The 16,267-nt window shown below is 63.9% G+C and carries 12 protein-coding genes and 1 pseudogene; 6 read left to right on the top strand and 7 right to left on the bottom strand.

The genetic code is table 11. The annotated features are described in order from the left end of the window. Positions 1 to 22: 22 nt before the first annotated feature. Positions 23 to 2,731, bottom strand: a complete 2,709-nt coding sequence (locus JSV08_01135) for a vitamin B12-dependent ribonucleotide reductase (protein ID UCF81057.1) — start codon at positions 2,729 to 2,731, stop codon at positions 23 to 25. Positions 2,732 to 2,965: 234 nt separating this feature from the next. Here JSV08_01135 and JSV08_01130 point away from each other — a divergent pair, with 234 nt between their 5' ends. From JSV08_01130 to gyrB, 6 genes are all read left to right on the top strand, one after another. After that, the gene (locus JSV08_01130) at positions 2,966 to 3,355 is read left to right on the top strand and encodes a hypothetical protein (protein ID UCF81056.1); all 390 of its coding nucleotides are present in this window, start codon (positions 2,966 to 2,968) and stop codon (positions 3,353 to 3,355) included. A 28-nt stretch (positions 3,356 to 3,383) separates the two neighbouring features. Next, a complete protein-coding gene (locus tag JSV08_01125; protein ID UCF81055.1) occupies positions 3,384 to 4,379 on the top strand; it encodes a ribose-phosphate pyrophosphokinase in 996 nt (331 codons plus the stop codon). 19 nt (positions 4,380 to 4,398) lie between these two features. Beyond that, positions 4,399 to 5,199 (top strand): 50S ribosomal protein L25, encoded by an 801-nt coding sequence (locus tag JSV08_01120; protein UCF81054.1) that lies wholly within the window; start codon positions 4,399 to 4,401, stop codon positions 5,197 to 5,199. Between the two features lie 38 nt (positions 5,200 to 5,237). After that, entirely contained in the window at positions 5,238 to 5,822 is a 585-nt protein-coding gene (locus JSV08_01115; protein UCF81053.1) for an aminoacyl-tRNA hydrolase, read from the top strand. Between the two features lie 11 nt (positions 5,823 to 5,833). After that, positions 5,834 to 7,849 carry a sodium-translocating pyrophosphatase gene (locus JSV08_01110; GenBank protein UCF81052.1) on the top strand — a complete coding sequence of 672 codons (2,016 nt, stop codon included), beginning with the start codon at positions 5,834 to 5,836 and terminating at the stop codon, positions 7,847 to 7,849. A gap of 220 nt (positions 7,850 to 8,069) precedes the next feature. Continuing rightward, positions 8,070 to 10,514: a DNA topoisomerase (ATP-hydrolyzing) subunit B gene (gyrB, locus tag JSV08_01105; protein ID UCF81051.1), complete on the top strand. Its 2,445-nt coding sequence runs from the start codon at positions 8,070 to 8,072 to the stop codon at positions 10,512 to 10,514. Between the two features lie 145 nt (positions 10,515 to 10,659). On the opposite strand, the gene JSV08_01100 is transcribed toward gyrB, so the two are convergent. From JSV08_01100 to JSV08_01075, 6 genes and pseudogenes are all read right to left on the bottom strand, one after another. Further along, positions 10,660 to 12,012 carry a PD40 domain-containing protein gene (locus tag JSV08_01100; protein UCF81050.1) on the bottom strand — a complete coding sequence of 451 codons (1,353 nt, stop codon included), beginning with the start codon at positions 12,010 to 12,012 and terminating at the stop codon, positions 10,660 to 10,662. Positions 12,013 to 12,329: 317 nt separating this feature from the next. After that, positions 12,330 to 12,803, bottom strand: a pseudogene (locus JSV08_01095) (DUF2703 domain-containing protein). 198 nt (positions 12,804 to 13,001) lie between these two features. Further along, positions 13,002 to 13,352, bottom strand: a complete 351-nt coding sequence (locus JSV08_01090; GenBank protein UCF81049.1) for a hypothetical protein — start codon at positions 13,350 to 13,352, stop codon at positions 13,002 to 13,004. Between the two features lie 18 nt (positions 13,353 to 13,370). After that, positions 13,371 to 13,907, bottom strand: a complete 537-nt coding sequence (locus JSV08_01085; GenBank protein UCF81048.1) for a cytochrome c-type biogenesis protein CcmH — start codon at positions 13,905 to 13,907, stop codon at positions 13,371 to 13,373. Further along, a complete protein-coding gene (locus JSV08_01080; protein UCF81047.1) occupies positions 13,907 to 15,916 on the bottom strand; it encodes a heme lyase CcmF/NrfE family subunit in 2,010 nt (669 codons plus the stop codon). The genes JSV08_01085 and JSV08_01080 overlap by 1 nt, the downstream gene beginning before the upstream one ends. Before the next feature lie 132 nt (positions 15,917 to 16,048). After that, the coding region (locus JSV08_01075; GenBank protein ID UCF81046.1) for a carboxymuconolactone decarboxylase family protein at positions 16,049 to 16,267 on the bottom strand (219 nt) is incomplete at its 5' end.

Below are 16,267 nucleotides of genomic sequence, written 5' to 3'. Positions count from 1 at the left end.
AAATCCCCTGGATTTTTTGGGGCTAACTGCACCCCCCCGTCTGGTGCAGGCAGTTCAAACAGAAGTAGCACGGGCCCTTGCGCACCATGAGGCCGCCGCACTCGGTGCACGGAGGCGCGTCGCTCTGGGGCTCGAAGCCCAGTTTCTGATACTGCTCGCGCATCTGCTCCGTCGCCTTCGGATGCTCCACGACCTTGTCCTCCTCCTGCGGGACGAAACACTTCTCTAACCACTTGAAGATGTAGTCGATGACCGACGTGGCCATCGGGATGTCGGGGTTCGTCGTGATGCCCGAGGGCTCGAAGCGCGTGTTCTTGAACTTGTTGACCAGCATCTCCAGGGGCACGCCGTACTGGAGCGCGATGGAGGTGAGCGTCGCCACCGTGTCGATGAGGCCCGAGATGACGGCGCCCTCCTTCGCCATGACGACGAAGATCTCCCCGGGCGTCTTGTCCTCGTAGAGGCCGGCGGTGATGTAGCCCTCGTGGCCGCCCACGGAAAACTTGTGCGTGACGGCCTCGCGCGTGTCGGGCAGGCGGCGGCGCTGGGGCTTCCAGACGACCCTCGCCGTCTTTCCGTCCTTGTCCTTCGTCTCGAGCGACGTGTTCAGGGGCTGCGTCCGCTTCGAGCCGTCGCGGTAGATGGCGATGGACTTGAGGCCAAGCTTCCACGCCTCGACGTAGGTGTCCATGATTTCCCCGGCGGTCGACTCCTGCGGCATGTTGACGGTCTTCGAGATGGCGCCCGAGACGAAGGGCTGCGCCGCGGCCATCATCCTGACGTGCCCCATGTGGTGGATGGAGCGCGCGCCCTTCGTGGGCTTGAACGCGCAGTCGAACACCGGTAAATCCTCCTCGCGCAGGCCCGGCGCGCCCTCGATGGTGTCGTTTTGGTCGATGTAGTCCACGACGGCCTTCGCCTGAGGGTCGTCGTAGCCGAGGCGCTTCAAGGCGAGCGGCACGGTGTTGTTGACGATCTTGAGCATGCCGCCGCCCACGAGCTTCTTGTACTTCACCAGGGCGATGTCCGGCTCGATGCCCGTCGTGTCGCAGTCCATCATGAAGGCGATGGTGCCGGTGGGGGCGATGACGGTGGCCTGGGCGTTTCGGAAGCCGTATTTTTCGCCCGTCTCGAGCGCGTCGTTCCACGCCCGCTCCGCCGCCTCGTACAGGTACGAAGGCAGGTATTTCCTCTCGATACTGCTCACATGGTCGCGGTGCTTGCGGATGACGCGCAGGAACGAGCCGCGGTTCTTCTCATACGCGGGGAAGGGGCCGAGGCTCTCCCTCGCGGCGATGAGGGCCGACGCGCGGTAGGCCGCGCCCGTCATCAGGGCCGTGATGGCGCCGCAGTAGGCGCGCCCGGCGTCGCTGTCGTAGGGCACGCCCTGCGACATCAGGAACGCTCCCAGGTTCGCGTAGCCGAGGCCGAGCGGCCTGTATTCGTGGCTGTTCTGTGTGACGGCGGGCGTCGGGTAGAGGGCGTTGTCCACGATAATCTCCTGCGCCAGGATGGAGACGTGACAGGCGTGCTCGAACGCCTCAGCATCGAGGTTTCCCTCCCCGTCCACGAACCCCATGATGTTCACCGAGGCGAGATTGCAGGCCGTGTCGTCCAGGAACATGTACTCCGAGCAGGGGTTCGAGGCGTTGATGCGCGCCGTGTCCGAGCACGGGTTCCAATCATTGATGGTGGTGTCGAACTGCATACCCGGGTCGCCGCACAAATGGGTGGCTTCGGCTATCCCGCTCAGGAGGTCGCGGGCCTTGAGGGTATCCATCGCTTTGCGGCCGACGACGGAGTAGGTTTTCCATTTGTCGTCCCGCTCGACGGCACACATGAACTCGTCCGTCGCGCGCACGGAGTGGTTCGCGTTCTGGAAAAAAACCGAATCGTAGGCCCCGCCGGAGACGCTGAAGCCGCCGTCGTAGCCCATGTCGATGAGCGCCCAGGCCTTCTTTTCCTCCTTGACCTTGCAGTCGATGAACTCCTCGATGTCGGGATGGTCGGCGTTGAGGATGACCATCTTGGCGGCGCGGCGGGTCTTTCCGCCCGATTTGATCACCCCGGCGAAGGCGTCGTAGCCCCTCAGAAAGGAGACCGGCCCAGAGGCGACGCCTCCGCCCGCCAGCTTCTCGCGCGACGAGCGGATGGTCGAAAGATTCGTGCCCGTGCCGGAGCCCCACTTGAAGAGCATGCCCTCGGTCCTCGCGAGTCCCAGGATGCTCTCCATCGAGTCTTCCACTGAGTTGATGAAGCAGGCCGAGCACTGGGGTTTTTCCTCGATTCCCACGTTGAACCACACGGGGCTGTTGAAGGCGAGCTTCTGGTGGAGGAGAAGACGCGTGAGCTCGGCGTAGAAGATTTCCGCCTCCTCGTCGTCCCGGAAGTAGCCGCCCTGCCTGCCCCACCCCGTTATCGTGCGCGCAACCCGGTCGATGACCTGCCGGAGACTCGTCTCCCGCTCCGGGGTGCCGAACGCGCCGTAGAAATATTTCGACACGACGACGTTCGTAGCGAGCTGCGACCAGAAGGACGGCATCTCGACTCCTCGCTGCTCGAAGACCACGCTTCCCGCCTCGCTCGTGATGACGGCGTCGCGCCGCTCCCACTCGACCTCGTCGAACGGGTGGACGCCCGCGCGCGTGAACCGGCGCTCCACGAGCCGCCCCCCCGCCTCCGGGGCGGCGCCCGCGCTCACCTCGCGTAACACCTGGCTTTCAGACTTCATCGTTTTGCACTCCCTATATCGTTTTTCGTTGCGCCCAGGCGTTGCGGCAAAAAGTCTCGTGCGGCTTCATGGACGCGCCAGCCTTTCGAGCCTTGAGGAGGCACCCCTACAGGCCCGTCTGCCCCCGCGTGCACCTTGTTTCCATGATACCGCCCCCGCCTCAAAAAGAAAAGTCCAAAGAGATCAATTGCCACAATATCTGGGCAGTAACCTAGTCTTATACTACTACATATTGTGAAAGTCAAGGAAAAAATTTCACAAAAATTCCCCCTTGTTTTTCACAAGAAAAATTTAAAAATATCATTATTTTACAAGCCCTTAGAAGAAAGAGCTAAAAACGCACATGAACAATTCTTCAGATGCGGCTTCAAACTACTCGCTTTTCAGAGGATGCCGGCGAGCGGTCTCAACGAGAAATTCGGCAAGGGCGAGGTTGACGAGGCTCGTTTCCTTCCCTTCGGTGCGGCGGGAAAGCAGGCGAGGCTACTGTCCGCAACCCCAGCCGAAGCTGCCTACCAAAGCGTCCAGGTCGCCGCCGTCCACCCAGCCGCTGTTGTCGAGGTCGGCGTCGTTTTGGAAATCGGTCTCACCGCAAGGTTTGACACCCCGCGCGGCATACGATAGGATAAAGGACTTCCAAGATACAATCGCCATGGCCTTGCCAGAAGAGCACGAATTAAAGGTTTTCACGGGGAACGCGCATCCCGCGCTCGCGCGGGAAATTTGCGACTACCTCGGCGAGACCTACAACGAGGAGCCATGCGGGGAGGCGGAGGTTAAAAAATTTTCCGACGGCGAGACGCGCTGCCAGATCCTGGAAAACGTCCGCGGACGGGACGTTTTCGTCGTCCAGCCCACGTCGCCTCCGGCGAACGAGCACCTGATGGAGCTTCTCATCATGATTGACGCCTTGAAGCGCGCGTCCGCGTGGCGCATCACGGCGGTGCTCCCCTACTACGGCTACGCGCGTCAGGACCGCAAGGACAAACCCCGCGTGCCCATAACCGCGAAGCTCGTCGCCGACCTCATCTCGGCGGCGGGCACGGACCGCGTGCTTTCGATGGACCTCCACGCGGCGCAGATTCAGGGTTACTTCGACATCCCCGTGGACCACCTGTTTGCGATGCCCGTCTGCACGGAGCACGTCCGCACCCTTAATTTAAAGGATCTTACCGTCGTCTCGCCCGACGCGGGCGGCGTGGAGCGCGCGCGGGCGCTTGCGAAGCGCGTGGACGCCTCGCTCGCCATCATCGACAAGCGCCGCACGGGCCCGAACGAGGCCGAGGCGCTCCACGTGGTGGGCGACGTGAAGGGACGCACGGCACTGATCCTTGACGACATCGTGGACACGGCGGGCACGCTCGTGAATTCCATCGAGGCGCTCCGCAAGGAAGGCGCAAAAAGCGTCTACGCGTGCATCACCCACGGAGTGCTTTCGGGACCGGCCATCGATCGCCTCAAGCGCTCGTCCATCGAAACGCTGATTCTCACGAACACGATCCCCCACAAGGCGCCGGTGTTGGAGTCGAAAAAATTCGTCGTCCTTTCCGTGGCCTCGCTTTTCGCCGAGGCCATCATGCGCATCCATCGGCATACGTCCGTGAACGTCCTGTTTTCGGAAAAAGGACTGGAGCAACTGGAAGACTGACCGAGGAGATTCCCGAGCCATGCCTGAGCTTGTCATTCCCGCCGAGTTTCGAGAAAAGACCGGAAAAAATGAATCGCGCCGCCTGCGCCGCCAGGGCCGCATTCCGGCCGTGGTGTACGGCCTGGGAAAACCGACCGCCGCCCTGCAGCTCGACCCGAAGGACATCCTGAACATCCTGCACTCGCCAAAGGGCACCAACACGCTCTTCAAGATTCAAGAACGCGATGACGCGGAAGGGCGCATGGTCATGCTCCGCGATTACCAGTACCATCCCGTCACCGGCGACCTCCTGCACGTGGACCTGGTGCGCGTGGACGTTTCAAAGCCCGTCGAGGTGGAGGTGCCGGTCGAGACCTACGGCATCGCCCCGGGCATCAAGGACGAAGGCGGCTTCCTCACCATCGTGCTGCGCGAAATCGAGCTGCGCTGCCTTCCTAGCCGCATACCCGACTCGGTGCGCATCGACATTTCAAACCTCCACCTCCACGGCATCGTGCGCATCCGCGACGTCAATTTCGGCGAAGGCGTCGAAGTGCTCCACGAGCCCGAAATCCCCCTCCTGACCATTCAGGAGCCCGTGAAGGAGCCGGAGCCCGAGGAAGCGGAGGCCGCCGCCGTGGAGGCCGAGGCCGCAGCCGAGGAGCCCGAAGTCATCGGCCGCGGAAAGAAGGTTGCCGAGGGCGAAGAGGCGCCCGCGGAAGGCAAGGAGCCCGCCGAGGAAAAGGAAGCGGCGGCGAAGAAAGGCAAGGAACCCGCCAAGGAAGAGGAAGCGGCGGCGAAGAAAGGCAAGAAAAAAGAAAAAGGCAAGAGGAAAAAGTGATGCGTTTCCTTTTGCCCTCCGGCCTTTGATTCTTCCCGATGGCGTCGCCCCGATACATCGTGGGCCTGGGCAATCCGGGCGAGCGCTACGCGCACACGAGGCACAATTTCGGCTTTCTCTGCGTGGAGCACTTCTTCCAGCGGCACCGGGGAAAACGCCAGGCGCCGCATCCCCTTTACGAGAGCGCACTGTGCCGCCTCGGAAACAAAGAGGTGCTTCTCGTCAAGCCGCGCACCTTCATGAACGAAAGCGGCAAAGCCGTGGCGGCGCTCGACGTCGAGGAGGACGAGTCGCTGACGGTCGTCCACGACGACCTCGATCTGCGCTTCGGCATCCTGCGGCTCAAGCAGGGCGGGGGCGACGGCGGGCACAAGGGGGTGCACTCGATTATGGAGAATCTGCAAACGGATGATTTCGCGCGGCTCCGCCTCGGCATCCGCGGGGCGGACAAGCCCGCCGACGCGACCGAATACGTCCTGGAAAATTTTCTCGATGACGAAGTCGCGGAGCTTCCGCGGATTCTGGACCGCTCCTGCGACGCCATCGAGGTCGCCCTCACCCATGGCGTGCGTGAGGCAATGAACCGATTCAACGAACGCAATCCTGAAACCCCGGAAACGTAAAGGAGGCTCTTATGCTTGATCTCTCGCTATGGATCGTACCCCCCCTCGGCGCCATCGGCCTCCTGATCGCGCTCTCGATCCACGCGTGGATGGGGCGGTTGAGCGCTGGCACGGACAAGATGAAGGAAATTTCAGAGGCCATCGCCTCGGGCGCGATGGTGTTCCTCCGGCGCGAATACCAGGTGCTCGCCGTGTTCGAAATCGTCGTCTTCCTCGTGCTCGGTCTCTCCCTTGGATGGAAAACCGCCGTGGCCTTCCTCTCCGGCGCCGTCGCCTCGATGCTCGCCGGCTTCTTCGGCATGCGCGCCGCCACGCGCGCCAACGTCCGCACCGCCGAGGCCGCCCGCTCGAAGGGACAGGCCGACGCGCTCAACGTCGCGTTCCACGGCGGAGCCGTCATGGGGCTCTCGGTCGCGAGCCTCGGCCTCCTGGGGGTGGGCATCTTTTATCTCGTGTTCGGAAAAGACCCGCAGACGGCGCTCTACATCAACGGCTTCGCCATGGGCGCCTCGAGCATCGCCCTATTCGCCCGCGTGGGAGGCGGCGTATACACGAAGGGCGCCGACGTCGGGGCCGACCTGGTAGGCAAGGTCGAGGCGGGCATCCCCGAGGACGACCCGCGCAACCCGGCCGTCATCGCCGACAACGTCGGCGACAACGTGGGCGACGTGGCGGGAATGGGCGCCGACCTGTTCGAGTCCTACGTGGGCTCGGTCATCGCGTCGGTGGCCATCGCCGCGACCGCCGCCTCGCTTCGCGGACTCGACATCGCGGCCGTGCGCACCTACGCCATGGCGTTTCCGCTCCTTCTCGTCACCGCGGGCCTCGCGGCGTCGCTGCTCGGCATCGCCTCGATGCAGGTCCTGAAAAGGCTCGCTCCCCAAAGGGCGCTCCGCTATTCCACGTTCACCGCCGCCGTGCTGTTCCTCGCCGCGGCCGCCTTCCTCAGCCAGCGGATGCACCTCGGGTGGGGCGTCTTCGTCGCAGTCCTCGCGGGCACGCTCGTCGGCATGGCCGTGGGGCTCGTGACCGAGTACTACACGTCGAGCAAGCCGATCGTGAAGATCGCCAACGCCTCGACGACCGGCCCCGCGACGAACATCATTGCCGGACTTGGCGTCGGCATGATAAGCACCATGATTCCGATGTTCCTTATTTGCGCGGCCATCTTTGTCGCGAACTGGGCGGCCGGCCTCTACGGCATCGCGCTCGCCGCCGTCGGGATGCTCGCGACCATCGGCGCCACGATGAGCGTGGACGCCTACGGACCCATCGCGGACAACGCGGGCGGCATCTCCGAGATGAGCGGCCTCGGGCCCGACGTGCGCGCCATCACCGACAGCCTCGACGCGCTGGGCAACACGACCGCAGCCATCGGCAAAGGCTTTGCGATCGGCTCGGCGGCACTCACCGCCCTTTCGCTTTTCGCCGCTTACGCCACGGCCGTGGGGCTTCGCGAAATAGGCCTCAACCTCATCGAGCCGACCGTCATGGTGGGGCTTTTCATCGGAGGCATGCTGCCTTTCCTTTTTGGGGCACTAACCATGGACTCGGTCGGCCAGGCGGCGAAGGCCATGGTCGAGGAGGTGCGGCGGCAATTCCGAGAGATTCCCGGCCTTCTCGAAGGCAAGGGAAAGCCCGACTCGGGGCGCTGCGTGGACATCGCCACGCGCTCCTCGCTCCGGCAGATGATTCTCCCCGGCCTCATCGCCATCCTCGCGCCTCCCCTCATGGGCTGGCTCCTCGGGCCCAGGGCGCTCGGAGGCATGCTCGCGGGCGCGACGCTCTCGGGCGTCCTGCTCGCGCTCTTTATGGCGAACGCGGGCGGCGCCTGGGACAACGCCAAGAAATTCATCGAAAAAGGCAACCTCGGCGGCAAGGGAAGCGACCCGCACAAGGCGGCCGTCGTGGGCGACACGGTGGGCGACCCGTTCAAGGACACGTCCGGCCCCTCGATGAACATCCTCATCAAGCTCATGAGCGTCGTCTCGCTCGTCATCGCACCGCTTCTCGTGAAGTGGCTCTAGCCCGCGATGACGAACGGCTTTCGGAGGACGTGAAGCTACCGCTCGAACGCCGAACGCCCTAGCCTAGCAGGTCCCTTTTTTCCTTAAAATTCAGGAAAATTTTGGGCAAAATTCTGCGAATTTTTGGTGGATTTTTCGCCGCCCATGTGCTAATCTGAGGAGTGTCTAAAATCGTTCGGGGGCAATGACGAACGTCAAACCTTAAAGGGAGCTTTCTTCTATGTCTACCGCAGCGGCTGAGCTTGAGAAATCGGCTCGCAAAAAGACAGCGGCGGTCTACGACGCGACCACCATTAAAGTCCTGGGCGGCCTCGAAGCCGTCCGCAAGCGCCCCGCGATGTACATCGGCTCGACGGGCGCGACGGGCCTGCACCACCTCGTCTACGAGGTCGTGGACAACTCCATCGACGAGGCGCAGGCGGGCTTCTGCTCCTCGGTCGAGGTGACCATCCACAAGGACTGCAGCGTCACCGTCGTGGACGACGGGCGCGGCATCCCGGTGGACCTCCACGAGGAGATGAAAAAGCCCGCCCTCGAGGTTGTGATGACGACGCTCCACGCGGGCGGCAAGTTCGACGCGAAGGCCTACCAGGTCTCGGGCGGCCTACACGGCGTGGGCGTCTCCGTCGTGAACGCCCTCGCGGAATGGCTCGAGGTCGAAGTGAAGCGCGACGGCGCGGTCTACATGCAGGGCTACGAGCGCGGGGAGCCCACGTCGGAGCTCAAGAAAATCGGCACAAGCGACAAAACGGGGACGACGGTGCGCTTCTTCCCCGACCGGAAGATTTTCGATAGCCTCGACTTCCACTACGACACGCTCGTGAACCGCTTCCGCGAGCTCGCGTTCTTGAACAAGGGCCTCGCCATCTCCATCTCCGACGAGCGCTCGGACAAGAGCGCGCGCTTCCAGTACGACGGCGGCATCGTCTCGTTCGTCAAGCACCTCTGCAAGAACAAGGACCTTCTACACAAGCAGCCCATCCACATCGCGCAGGAGCGGGACCAGGTCCAGGTCGAGGTGGCCATCCAGTACGTGGACGCCTACAGCGAGAACATATTCACATTCGTGAACTCCATCAACACGCGCGAGGGCGGCACGCACCTGAGCGGCTTCCGCTCGGCGCTCACGCGCACCATCCACAACTTCGCCAAGAACCAGAACCTTCTCGACGCGAACACCTCGCTCACTGGCGACGACGCGCGCGAGGGCCTCGTGGCCGTCATCAGCGTGAAGGTGCCGAACCCCCAGTTCGAGGGTCAGACGAAGATGAAGCTTGGAAACGGCGAGGTCGAGGGCATCGTCCGCTCCGTCGTGGGCGACCGGCTGGGGCAGCACTTCGATGAGAATCCGTCCGAGGCCAAGCGCATCATCTCGAAGGCTATCGAGGCGGCGCGGGCCCGCGAGGCCGCGCGCAAGGCCAAGGAGCTCGTGCGCCGCAAGGGCGCGCTCTCCTCGGCCGACCTGCCGGGAAAACTGGCCGACTGCCAGGAGCGCGACCCGGCCCTCACGGAGCTCTTCATCGTCGAGGGCGACTCGGCCGGAGGCTCCGCGAAGCAGGGGCGCGACCGCAAGTTCCAGGCCGTGCTGCCGCTCAGGGGAAAAATCCTGAACGTCGAAAAGGCGCGCCAGGACAAGATGCTCTCGAACGAGGAGATCCGCGTCCTGATTACGGCCCTCGGCACGGGCATTGGCAAGGACGACTTCGACCTCTCGAAGCTCCGCTACCACAAGGTAGTCATCATGACCGACGCCGACGTGGACGGCAGCCACATCCGCACGCTCCTCCTGACCTTCTTCTACCGCCACATGAAGCCGCTCATCGATGACGGCAAGCTCTACATCGCCCAGCCCCCGCTCTACCGCGTCGCAAAAGGCAAGCGCAGCCTCTACTTCAACGTCAAGGAGGAGCTCGACTCGCACCTCCTGGACCTGGCCGTCGAGGGCGAGGTGAGGGTGGTCATGCCGGAGTCGAAAAAAACGCTTTCGGGAAAATTCCTGCGCGGCGCGCTGGAAAGGATTCTCGAGCTCGAGACGCACCGCGAGGCGCTCGGCCGCAAGGGGTTGAGCGCGGCGCTTCTTGAATCCATGGTGGACCTTAAGCTTAGCCCCGAACCCGATATGCGCGAGAAATTCTCCGAGCCCGATCTTGAGCTCCGCTCGCTCGCAAAACGCGCGGGCGACGAATACGAGGTCCTCAAGCCCGAGCGCGACGAGGAGCACGGGCTCTGGCGCCTGCCCCTGCGCCCCAAGCAGAACGGCACGGACGCCCCCGTCTACATCGCCTGGGAGCTCGTGCGCTCGCCCGAGTACCGCGCCTTCTACCGCGCGCACAGGGAAATTTCTCAGACCCTCGAGCTTCCCGCGGTGCTGGAGGACGGAGGGGGAAAAACTTCCTTTGAGAACGCCGCCGCCCTGGCGCATGCCATGCTCGAGCGCGCGAAGAAAGGCCTCACCATCCAGCGCTACAAGGGCCTCGGGGAGATGAATCCCGAGCAACTCTGGGAGACGACGATGAACCCGGCGACGCGCAAATTTTTGACCGTCCTCGCCGAGGACGACCCGGCCGCCGACCAGATCTTCACCACCCTCATGGGCGACAAGGTGGAGCCGCGCCGCAGGTTCATCGAGAAGAACGCCCTCGGCGTCGTGAATTTGGACGTGTAGGAGCACGCCTGCGTGCGTGCCTTCTTTGGGCGGCCACGTAGGGCCGCCCCTTTTGATGTTTTTCCTTTATTTCTTGTAATCCCCCCAACCCCCTTTACCAAAGGGGGAGCGGTCGGAAGACCTCCGCCGCTTCTACAGGAATTTTCTACGGAGCCGCCGCCCACGAGGGGGTCGTGTTCTCGCCCTCGGAAGTGACCTGCCGCGCGCGCGTGCCGTCGCTCCGGGAGACGTATATCTGGTAGCGGCCAGTGCGGTTCGAGGCGTAGGCGAGCATGCTCCCGTCGGGCGACCACGAGGGCGACTCGTGGCTCGCGCCCGGCTCGGTCAGGCGCACCTCCTCGCCGGTGGCCAGGTCGAGGACGACGAGGTGAAAGCTCCCCTCCAGCCGCGCCGTGTAGACGATGCGCCCGCCGTCGGGCGACCAGGCGGGCGCGTCGCAGTAGCTCGCCCACCGCGAGAGGCGGCGGACGTTCGCGCCCTCGGCGTCCATCGCGTAGATTTGCGGCGAGCCGCCGCGGTCCGACGTGAAGGCGATCTCGCGTCCCGTGGGCGACCACGCGGGCGCGGTGTCTATGGCGGGGTGATGGGTGAGCCGCTGGAGGCGCTTGCCGTCGCGCCGACAGACGTAAAGGTCGAGGTTTCCGTCGCCGTCCGAGGCCGAGAACACGATGCGGCGGCCGTCGGGCGAGAACGCGCCGCCCGTGGCCATGGGGAGCCGCGTCAGCTTTTTCGGCTCCGTGAGACCGAACCGGTCGATGAGAAAAAGGCCCGCCTGCACGGGCTTCTTCTCGAATGACGTAAAAAGAATATGTTCCGAGTCGGGCGACCATGCGGGCAGCATGTTGAGCGCGGAGGCGGAAAGAATGAGGCGCCTGCTCTCGCCGTCGTAGTCGGACGTGGCGAGGGTGCGCCCCTCGCCGCCGCGGGATGTAGCGAAGACGAGGGGGGCGCCGAACGAGCCCCGCGTGCCCGTGTAGTAGTACACGATCTCGTCGGAGAAGGCGTGTCCCATGGAGCGCTTGAGCTCCAGCTCGCCGCGCAGGCGCTTGCCGAAAATCATCTGCCCCGTGCGCGCGTCGAAGAGCCGCCCCTCCGCCTTCATGCCGCCGCCCCTCTTTTCCGCGACCACGATGAACACGGCGTCCGCTCCGAGCGAGCGCCAGATCTTCAGTTGGCGGTTCTCGAGGGAAAACTCGGGCACGTACTTGTAGAGCGACGGACTCAGGAGCTCGATGTTCCACGCGAACGTGAGGTCGTTCAGAATCACCTCGCGCAACTCCCGCGCGAGCGCCTCGAGCTCCGGCGTTTTCTCCTCCAGCAAGGGCGGCGGCACGGCCACGCGAACGAACGCCGCGCCCTCCGCGATGGCGAGATGCACCTCGCCCCCCGTCTCGGCCTCACCCGGAACGGTCCCCTCGCCGCTTTGCTGCGCCCCGAGCGAAAGCGCCGCGACGCCGCAGAGCGCCGCCGCCGCGAAGATGCGAAAAGAATTTTCCACGGCCCCCATGGTAGCACGAACCGCACGCCGCCGCGGGGAGCCGCGGGCGAAAGAAAGGCCTCTGGTCGGAAGAGCTACGTCGAGCTGGGTTTCTTGAGAGGCTTCGTGCCGCAGCCGGGTTTGGAAGTCGTGCCGGGTTCGGAAGTCGTGCCGGGTTTGGAAGCCGCGCCGGGTTCGGAAGCCGTGCCGGGTTTGGAAGCCGTGTCGGGTTTGGAAGCCGTGTCGGGTTTGGAAGGACTCACGCCGCAGCCGGGCGGGCACTTCCCCTTCGAGCCGTGTACCTTGCAGGAGGGCGCCGCCGCCGGCTCGGTGACGATGAGCTCCGAGGCGGCAATGAGCCCCGCCCGGACAATGAGGCTCGCGGGCACCACCTCGTACGTGTCCTTTCCAATCTTGAGAGTCCGGCACTTCACTCCCTGCTTGCCGGTTATCTCACAGCAGGCCCCGCAGGTGCTTTTTCCCACGCGCGCCCCCAGCAATTTTTCGATCGGCTTCTCGCCGATCCAGATGCGATTGGACTGGGAAACGTCCTGGGCGAACGCTTCGGGGTCGAGCTTGTCCTTGCCCAGCGAAAGCTTGATTCCCAGCGACGTCAGGGAGCGCGAAAGGGTCTGGAACGCCTTCTGGACCTCCTGCCCGGTCGCCCTGCACCGCTCGCACGTCTCGCCCTTTTCGCCGACAAAGCGCTGCCATCGGACCTGAAGCGTTTGCTGCTTCAGCTGCACGGGGGGACTCGCCGTCTTCGCTCTTTTGCACTGGGCGACGCAGCTTCCGAACGCCGCGATGACCATCAGACCGACAAGATACTTATTCGCCTTCACCATGCTTTCTCTCCTTTCTTTCGCTTCCGGTTTTAAAAACTTGTTTCAAGCTCGCCCACCCCAACATTGTACTTTCTCTATGCATCCCTCGTCAAGCAAAAGCCGGAGGCCCCGACCCCGACACGGGAAAAGAGAATTGGAAAGCAAAGCCTTATGGACCGGCGCATCCTACGCGGTGCGGGAGCGCGCCGCGCGCACGCGCGCGACCTCGAGCTCGATCTCCCGCTCCGCCGCCTCTTTCTTGACGGCCTCAATCCGTGCGATTCGCTCCGCCGCCCGCGCGAGAAGCAGCTCCCGATGCGCCCCGTAATCCTCCTCCGAGAGCTTCTGCATCCGGTAGTCCATCTCCAGCTCCTTCAGGCCCTGAAGCAGGACGTTCTTTTCCCACACGAACTGGTCGTGCCGCATTCGAAGCTCGTCCTCCAGGACACGCTCCTTGTGCAGGAAGGGCTCTATCAGGTAAACGACCGCCACGGCGGTGGTTCCCACGATAACGACGACCATCAGTACGATTGCCATTGGGTTCTCCCTGTGCGCTCAGAAGTCGTATTTCTCCAGTTCCTCTCGAGCGCGCTTCAAGAGTTCCGGGGAGGTGGAAGATGTTTCGACGTCGGCCGGCTCGGTCTCCTCTTCGCGGGAGGCCGTGATGCGGCGCAGCACAATCCAGAGAATCAGGGCACCGAGCAGCATTCCCGCGAAAGGAAGCCCCCAGGCCACGAGGTGAAATCCTCTCGCGGGCGGAACGGCCAGTACGAACCGGCCATGCTCCTTTACGTAGAGCGCGACGACCTCCTCGGGCGTTTTTCCTTCCGAAAGGAGCGCCTCGACGCGGCCGAGCTCCCTGTAGGCGAAGCTGCAGTTGCACTCGCTGAGCACCGAGCGCTCGTCACAGCCGGGACAGAAGCAGATGAGGTCGCTGGCCACCTCTTTCGCCTGCTCACGGTATTGCGTAAAGCCCTCCCGCTTCGCCTCGGGAGGCTCCACGCCCGAATCCTCGCCCTGCGCCCATACGGACGCAAAGCCGAGCACGGCCAAACACAGGGCGAAGGCGGCGACTCCCGCTACGCGCTTCATCAAGAACGCTCCTCCGGAAGCGAAGCGGCGGGCTCGCCCTCGGCCTGCCGGGGCCTGCCCTCGGCCTGCCGGGGCTTGGGAAGAAGACAGAACACGATTCCCAGCACCATGACAGCCACCCCCAGCCACAGCCACGTGACAAGCGGGTTGACGAACACGCGAAACGTAGCATGCTCACCTCCTGCACCCCACGAAACGAGTATCACGTAAAGGTCCTCCACGAGCGTCGAGCGGATGGCCACCTCGGTGGAGGGTTGTTCCCAGTAGGTGTAGAACATGACAGATGGTTTCATGGGCCCGAGCTGTTTTTCGCCGCGGGAGACATCCAGCGTGGCCACCGTCTCGGTCACGTCGGGATTGACTGGTGTCGATTCGATGCCGCGATAGGCAAGCGTGTAGCCGCGAATCTGCATGGCTTCGCCCTCGTAAAGAACCGCCTCCGCCTCCTCTTTGAACGCGTGGGAGCATGTAATAGCCGCGAAGATGGCGACGATGCCCACGTGCACGATATAGCCTCCGTAGCGGCGCCCGTTCTTCCTCAAAAGTCTCCACAGCGCCGCTCCGTGCGACTCGCCCGCCATCTCCCGCCGCGCCCGGGCGCCCCGGTGAAACTCCACCGCAACGGAGAGAAGCGTCAAGGCGCACGACGCCAGGAAAACGTTCGCGTACCACGCCGTAACGCCCCCCAGGCGAAGTCCCACCAGCGTCGCCAGAAAGCCCACGCCGGGAACGGCGAGGGTGCGGCCGAGGTGTCTCCAGGACATCGCCCGCCAGGCGAGCAGCGGACCGACGCCGGTCAGCAGCAGAAGCCCCAGGGCGATCGGCGGGACCACGAAATTGAAAAACGGCGCCCCCACGCTGACCTTCACTCCTTTGACGGCCTCCGTGATAAAGGGCCAGATGGTGCCCACGAGCACGGCGAGCGCAATGGCGAGCAGGAAGACGTTGTTCAAAAGAAAAGAGCTCTCGCGCGAAACCATGGAATCGAGCTTTCCCACGGCGCGCAGCCGCGGTGTCCGGTAGAAGAGCATCCCGAAAGAATAAAGCGTCACCAGCAAAAGAAAACCCACGAAATAGGGGCCGACTGTCGAAAGCGCGAACGAGTGAACGCTCGACAGGATGCCGCTTCGCGTGATGAACGTGCCGTAGAGCGTAAGCAGGAACGCCCCAACGATGAGGCCCATGTTCCAGACGCGGAACATGTCGCGCCGCTCCTGAACCATGATGCTGTGGAGGAAGGCCGTGGACAGGAACCACGGCATGAGGGAGGCGTTCTCCACGGGGTCCCATCCCCAGTAGCCGCCCCAGCCGAGCTCGTGGTAGGCCCAAAGGCCGCCGAGCACGACGCCCACCGAGAGAAACGTCCACGTGACGAGCGTCCAGCGGCGGATGCTGCGGAGCCAGTCGCCGTCCATCTTGCCCGCGATGAGGCTCGCCAGGGCGAAGGCGAACGGAACGGAAAGTCCCACGTAGCCCAGGAACAGGGTGGGCGGATGTACCGCCATCGCGGGGTGCTGGAGCAGGGGGTTGAGGCCCCGGCCGTCTGCGGGGGCGGGATCCAGCCGCTCGAAGGGACTCGCCGCAAAGTTGAGAAGCACCAGAAAAAAGAGCGCGAGCACGAGCAGGATGCCAGTCACGTAGGGCATCAGGACCCGGTTGCGGCGGCGGTTCTGAAGCACCACGAGGGTGCCGCAGATGGAAAGGACGAGAAGCCAGAACAACAGCGAGCCGCTCTGCCCGGCCCAGAAGGAGGCGAACGTGAAGAACATGGGAAGCGAGCGGTTGGAATACTGGGCGACGTAGTCCACGGAGAAGTCGTGCGTCAGGAAGGCGTGCCAGAGGCACAGCGAGGCGAGCACGGTAAGCCACGTCACGACATGGACGGCGTGCTCGCCGCTCCGCACCGCCGCGTGGTGGCGCAGGGCGGCGCCGGAAAACGCCACCGTAACGCCGTAGGCGCAGACGAGGAAAGCCAGAAGGAGAAGGAAAGACCCGAGGGTGGGAATCATATCAACTCGACAAGAAGGCGGGCTGCGTTAACGTCCTTCATCGAACATTCTACGCCAGCGCGCCGCTCGCGTCAAAAGAAGGTCTCTTCCTGCGATAGGGCGGGGGCGACGGACTCCGCCCAAGGGTTTATCCTATTCCGCCGTGCTTTCCCCAGGGGCCACGCCCTTCCTCACCCGCTCCGCTATGCGCTCGACGTGGGACACCGCCTTGCCTCTGACTAAGCCCGCCATCCGGAGAATGGAATCGATTTCCTCGTCCGTGACGCCGGCGGAGCGCGCTGCGCCGATGTGCTCCTCGACGCTCGTCGTGCAGTTCACGGCGAAGGCCGCGGCCAGCGCGACCATCGCTTC

The organism is Acidobacteriota bacterium (assembly GCA_020349885.1).
Taxonomy (GTDB): Bacteria; Acidobacteriota.
The sequence above is the reverse complement of the archived record's forward strand: the minus strand, read 5'-3'. Positions and strand labels throughout refer to the sequence as shown.

Excerpts from the sequence above, each read along its gene's own strand:
- JSV08_01135 (UCF81057.1), bottom strand. The coding sequence starts at position 2,731 with ATGAAGTCTGAAAGCCAGGTGTTACGCGAGGTGAGCGCGGGCGCCGCC.
- JSV08_01125 (UCF81055.1), top strand. The coding sequence starts at position 3,384 with ATGGCCTTGCCAGAAGAGCACGAATTAAAGGTTTTCACGGGGAACGCG.
- JSV08_01120 (UCF81054.1), top strand. The coding sequence starts at position 4,399 with ATGCCTGAGCTTGTCATTCCCGCCGAGTTTCGAGAAAAGACCGGAAAA.
- JSV08_01115 (UCF81053.1), top strand. The coding sequence starts at position 5,238 with ATGGCGTCGCCCCGATACATCGTGGGCCTGGGCAATCCGGGCGAGCGC.
- JSV08_01110 (UCF81052.1), top strand. The coding sequence starts at position 5,834 with ATGCTTGATCTCTCGCTATGGATCGTACCCCCCCTCGGCGCCATCGGC.
- gyrB (UCF81051.1), top strand. The coding sequence starts at position 8,070 with ATGTCTACCGCAGCGGCTGAGCTTGAGAAATCGGCTCGCAAAAAGACA.
- JSV08_01090 (UCF81049.1), bottom strand. The coding sequence starts at position 13,352 with ATGGCAATCGTACTGATGGTCGTCGTTATCGTGGGAACCACCGCCGTG.
- JSV08_01085 (UCF81048.1), bottom strand. The coding sequence starts at position 13,907 with ATGAAGCGCGTAGCGGGAGTCGCCGCCTTCGCCCTGTGTTTGGCCGTG.
- JSV08_01080 (UCF81047.1), bottom strand. The coding sequence starts at position 15,916 with ATGATTCCCACCCTCGGGTCTTTCCTTCTCCTTCTGGCTTTCCTCGTC.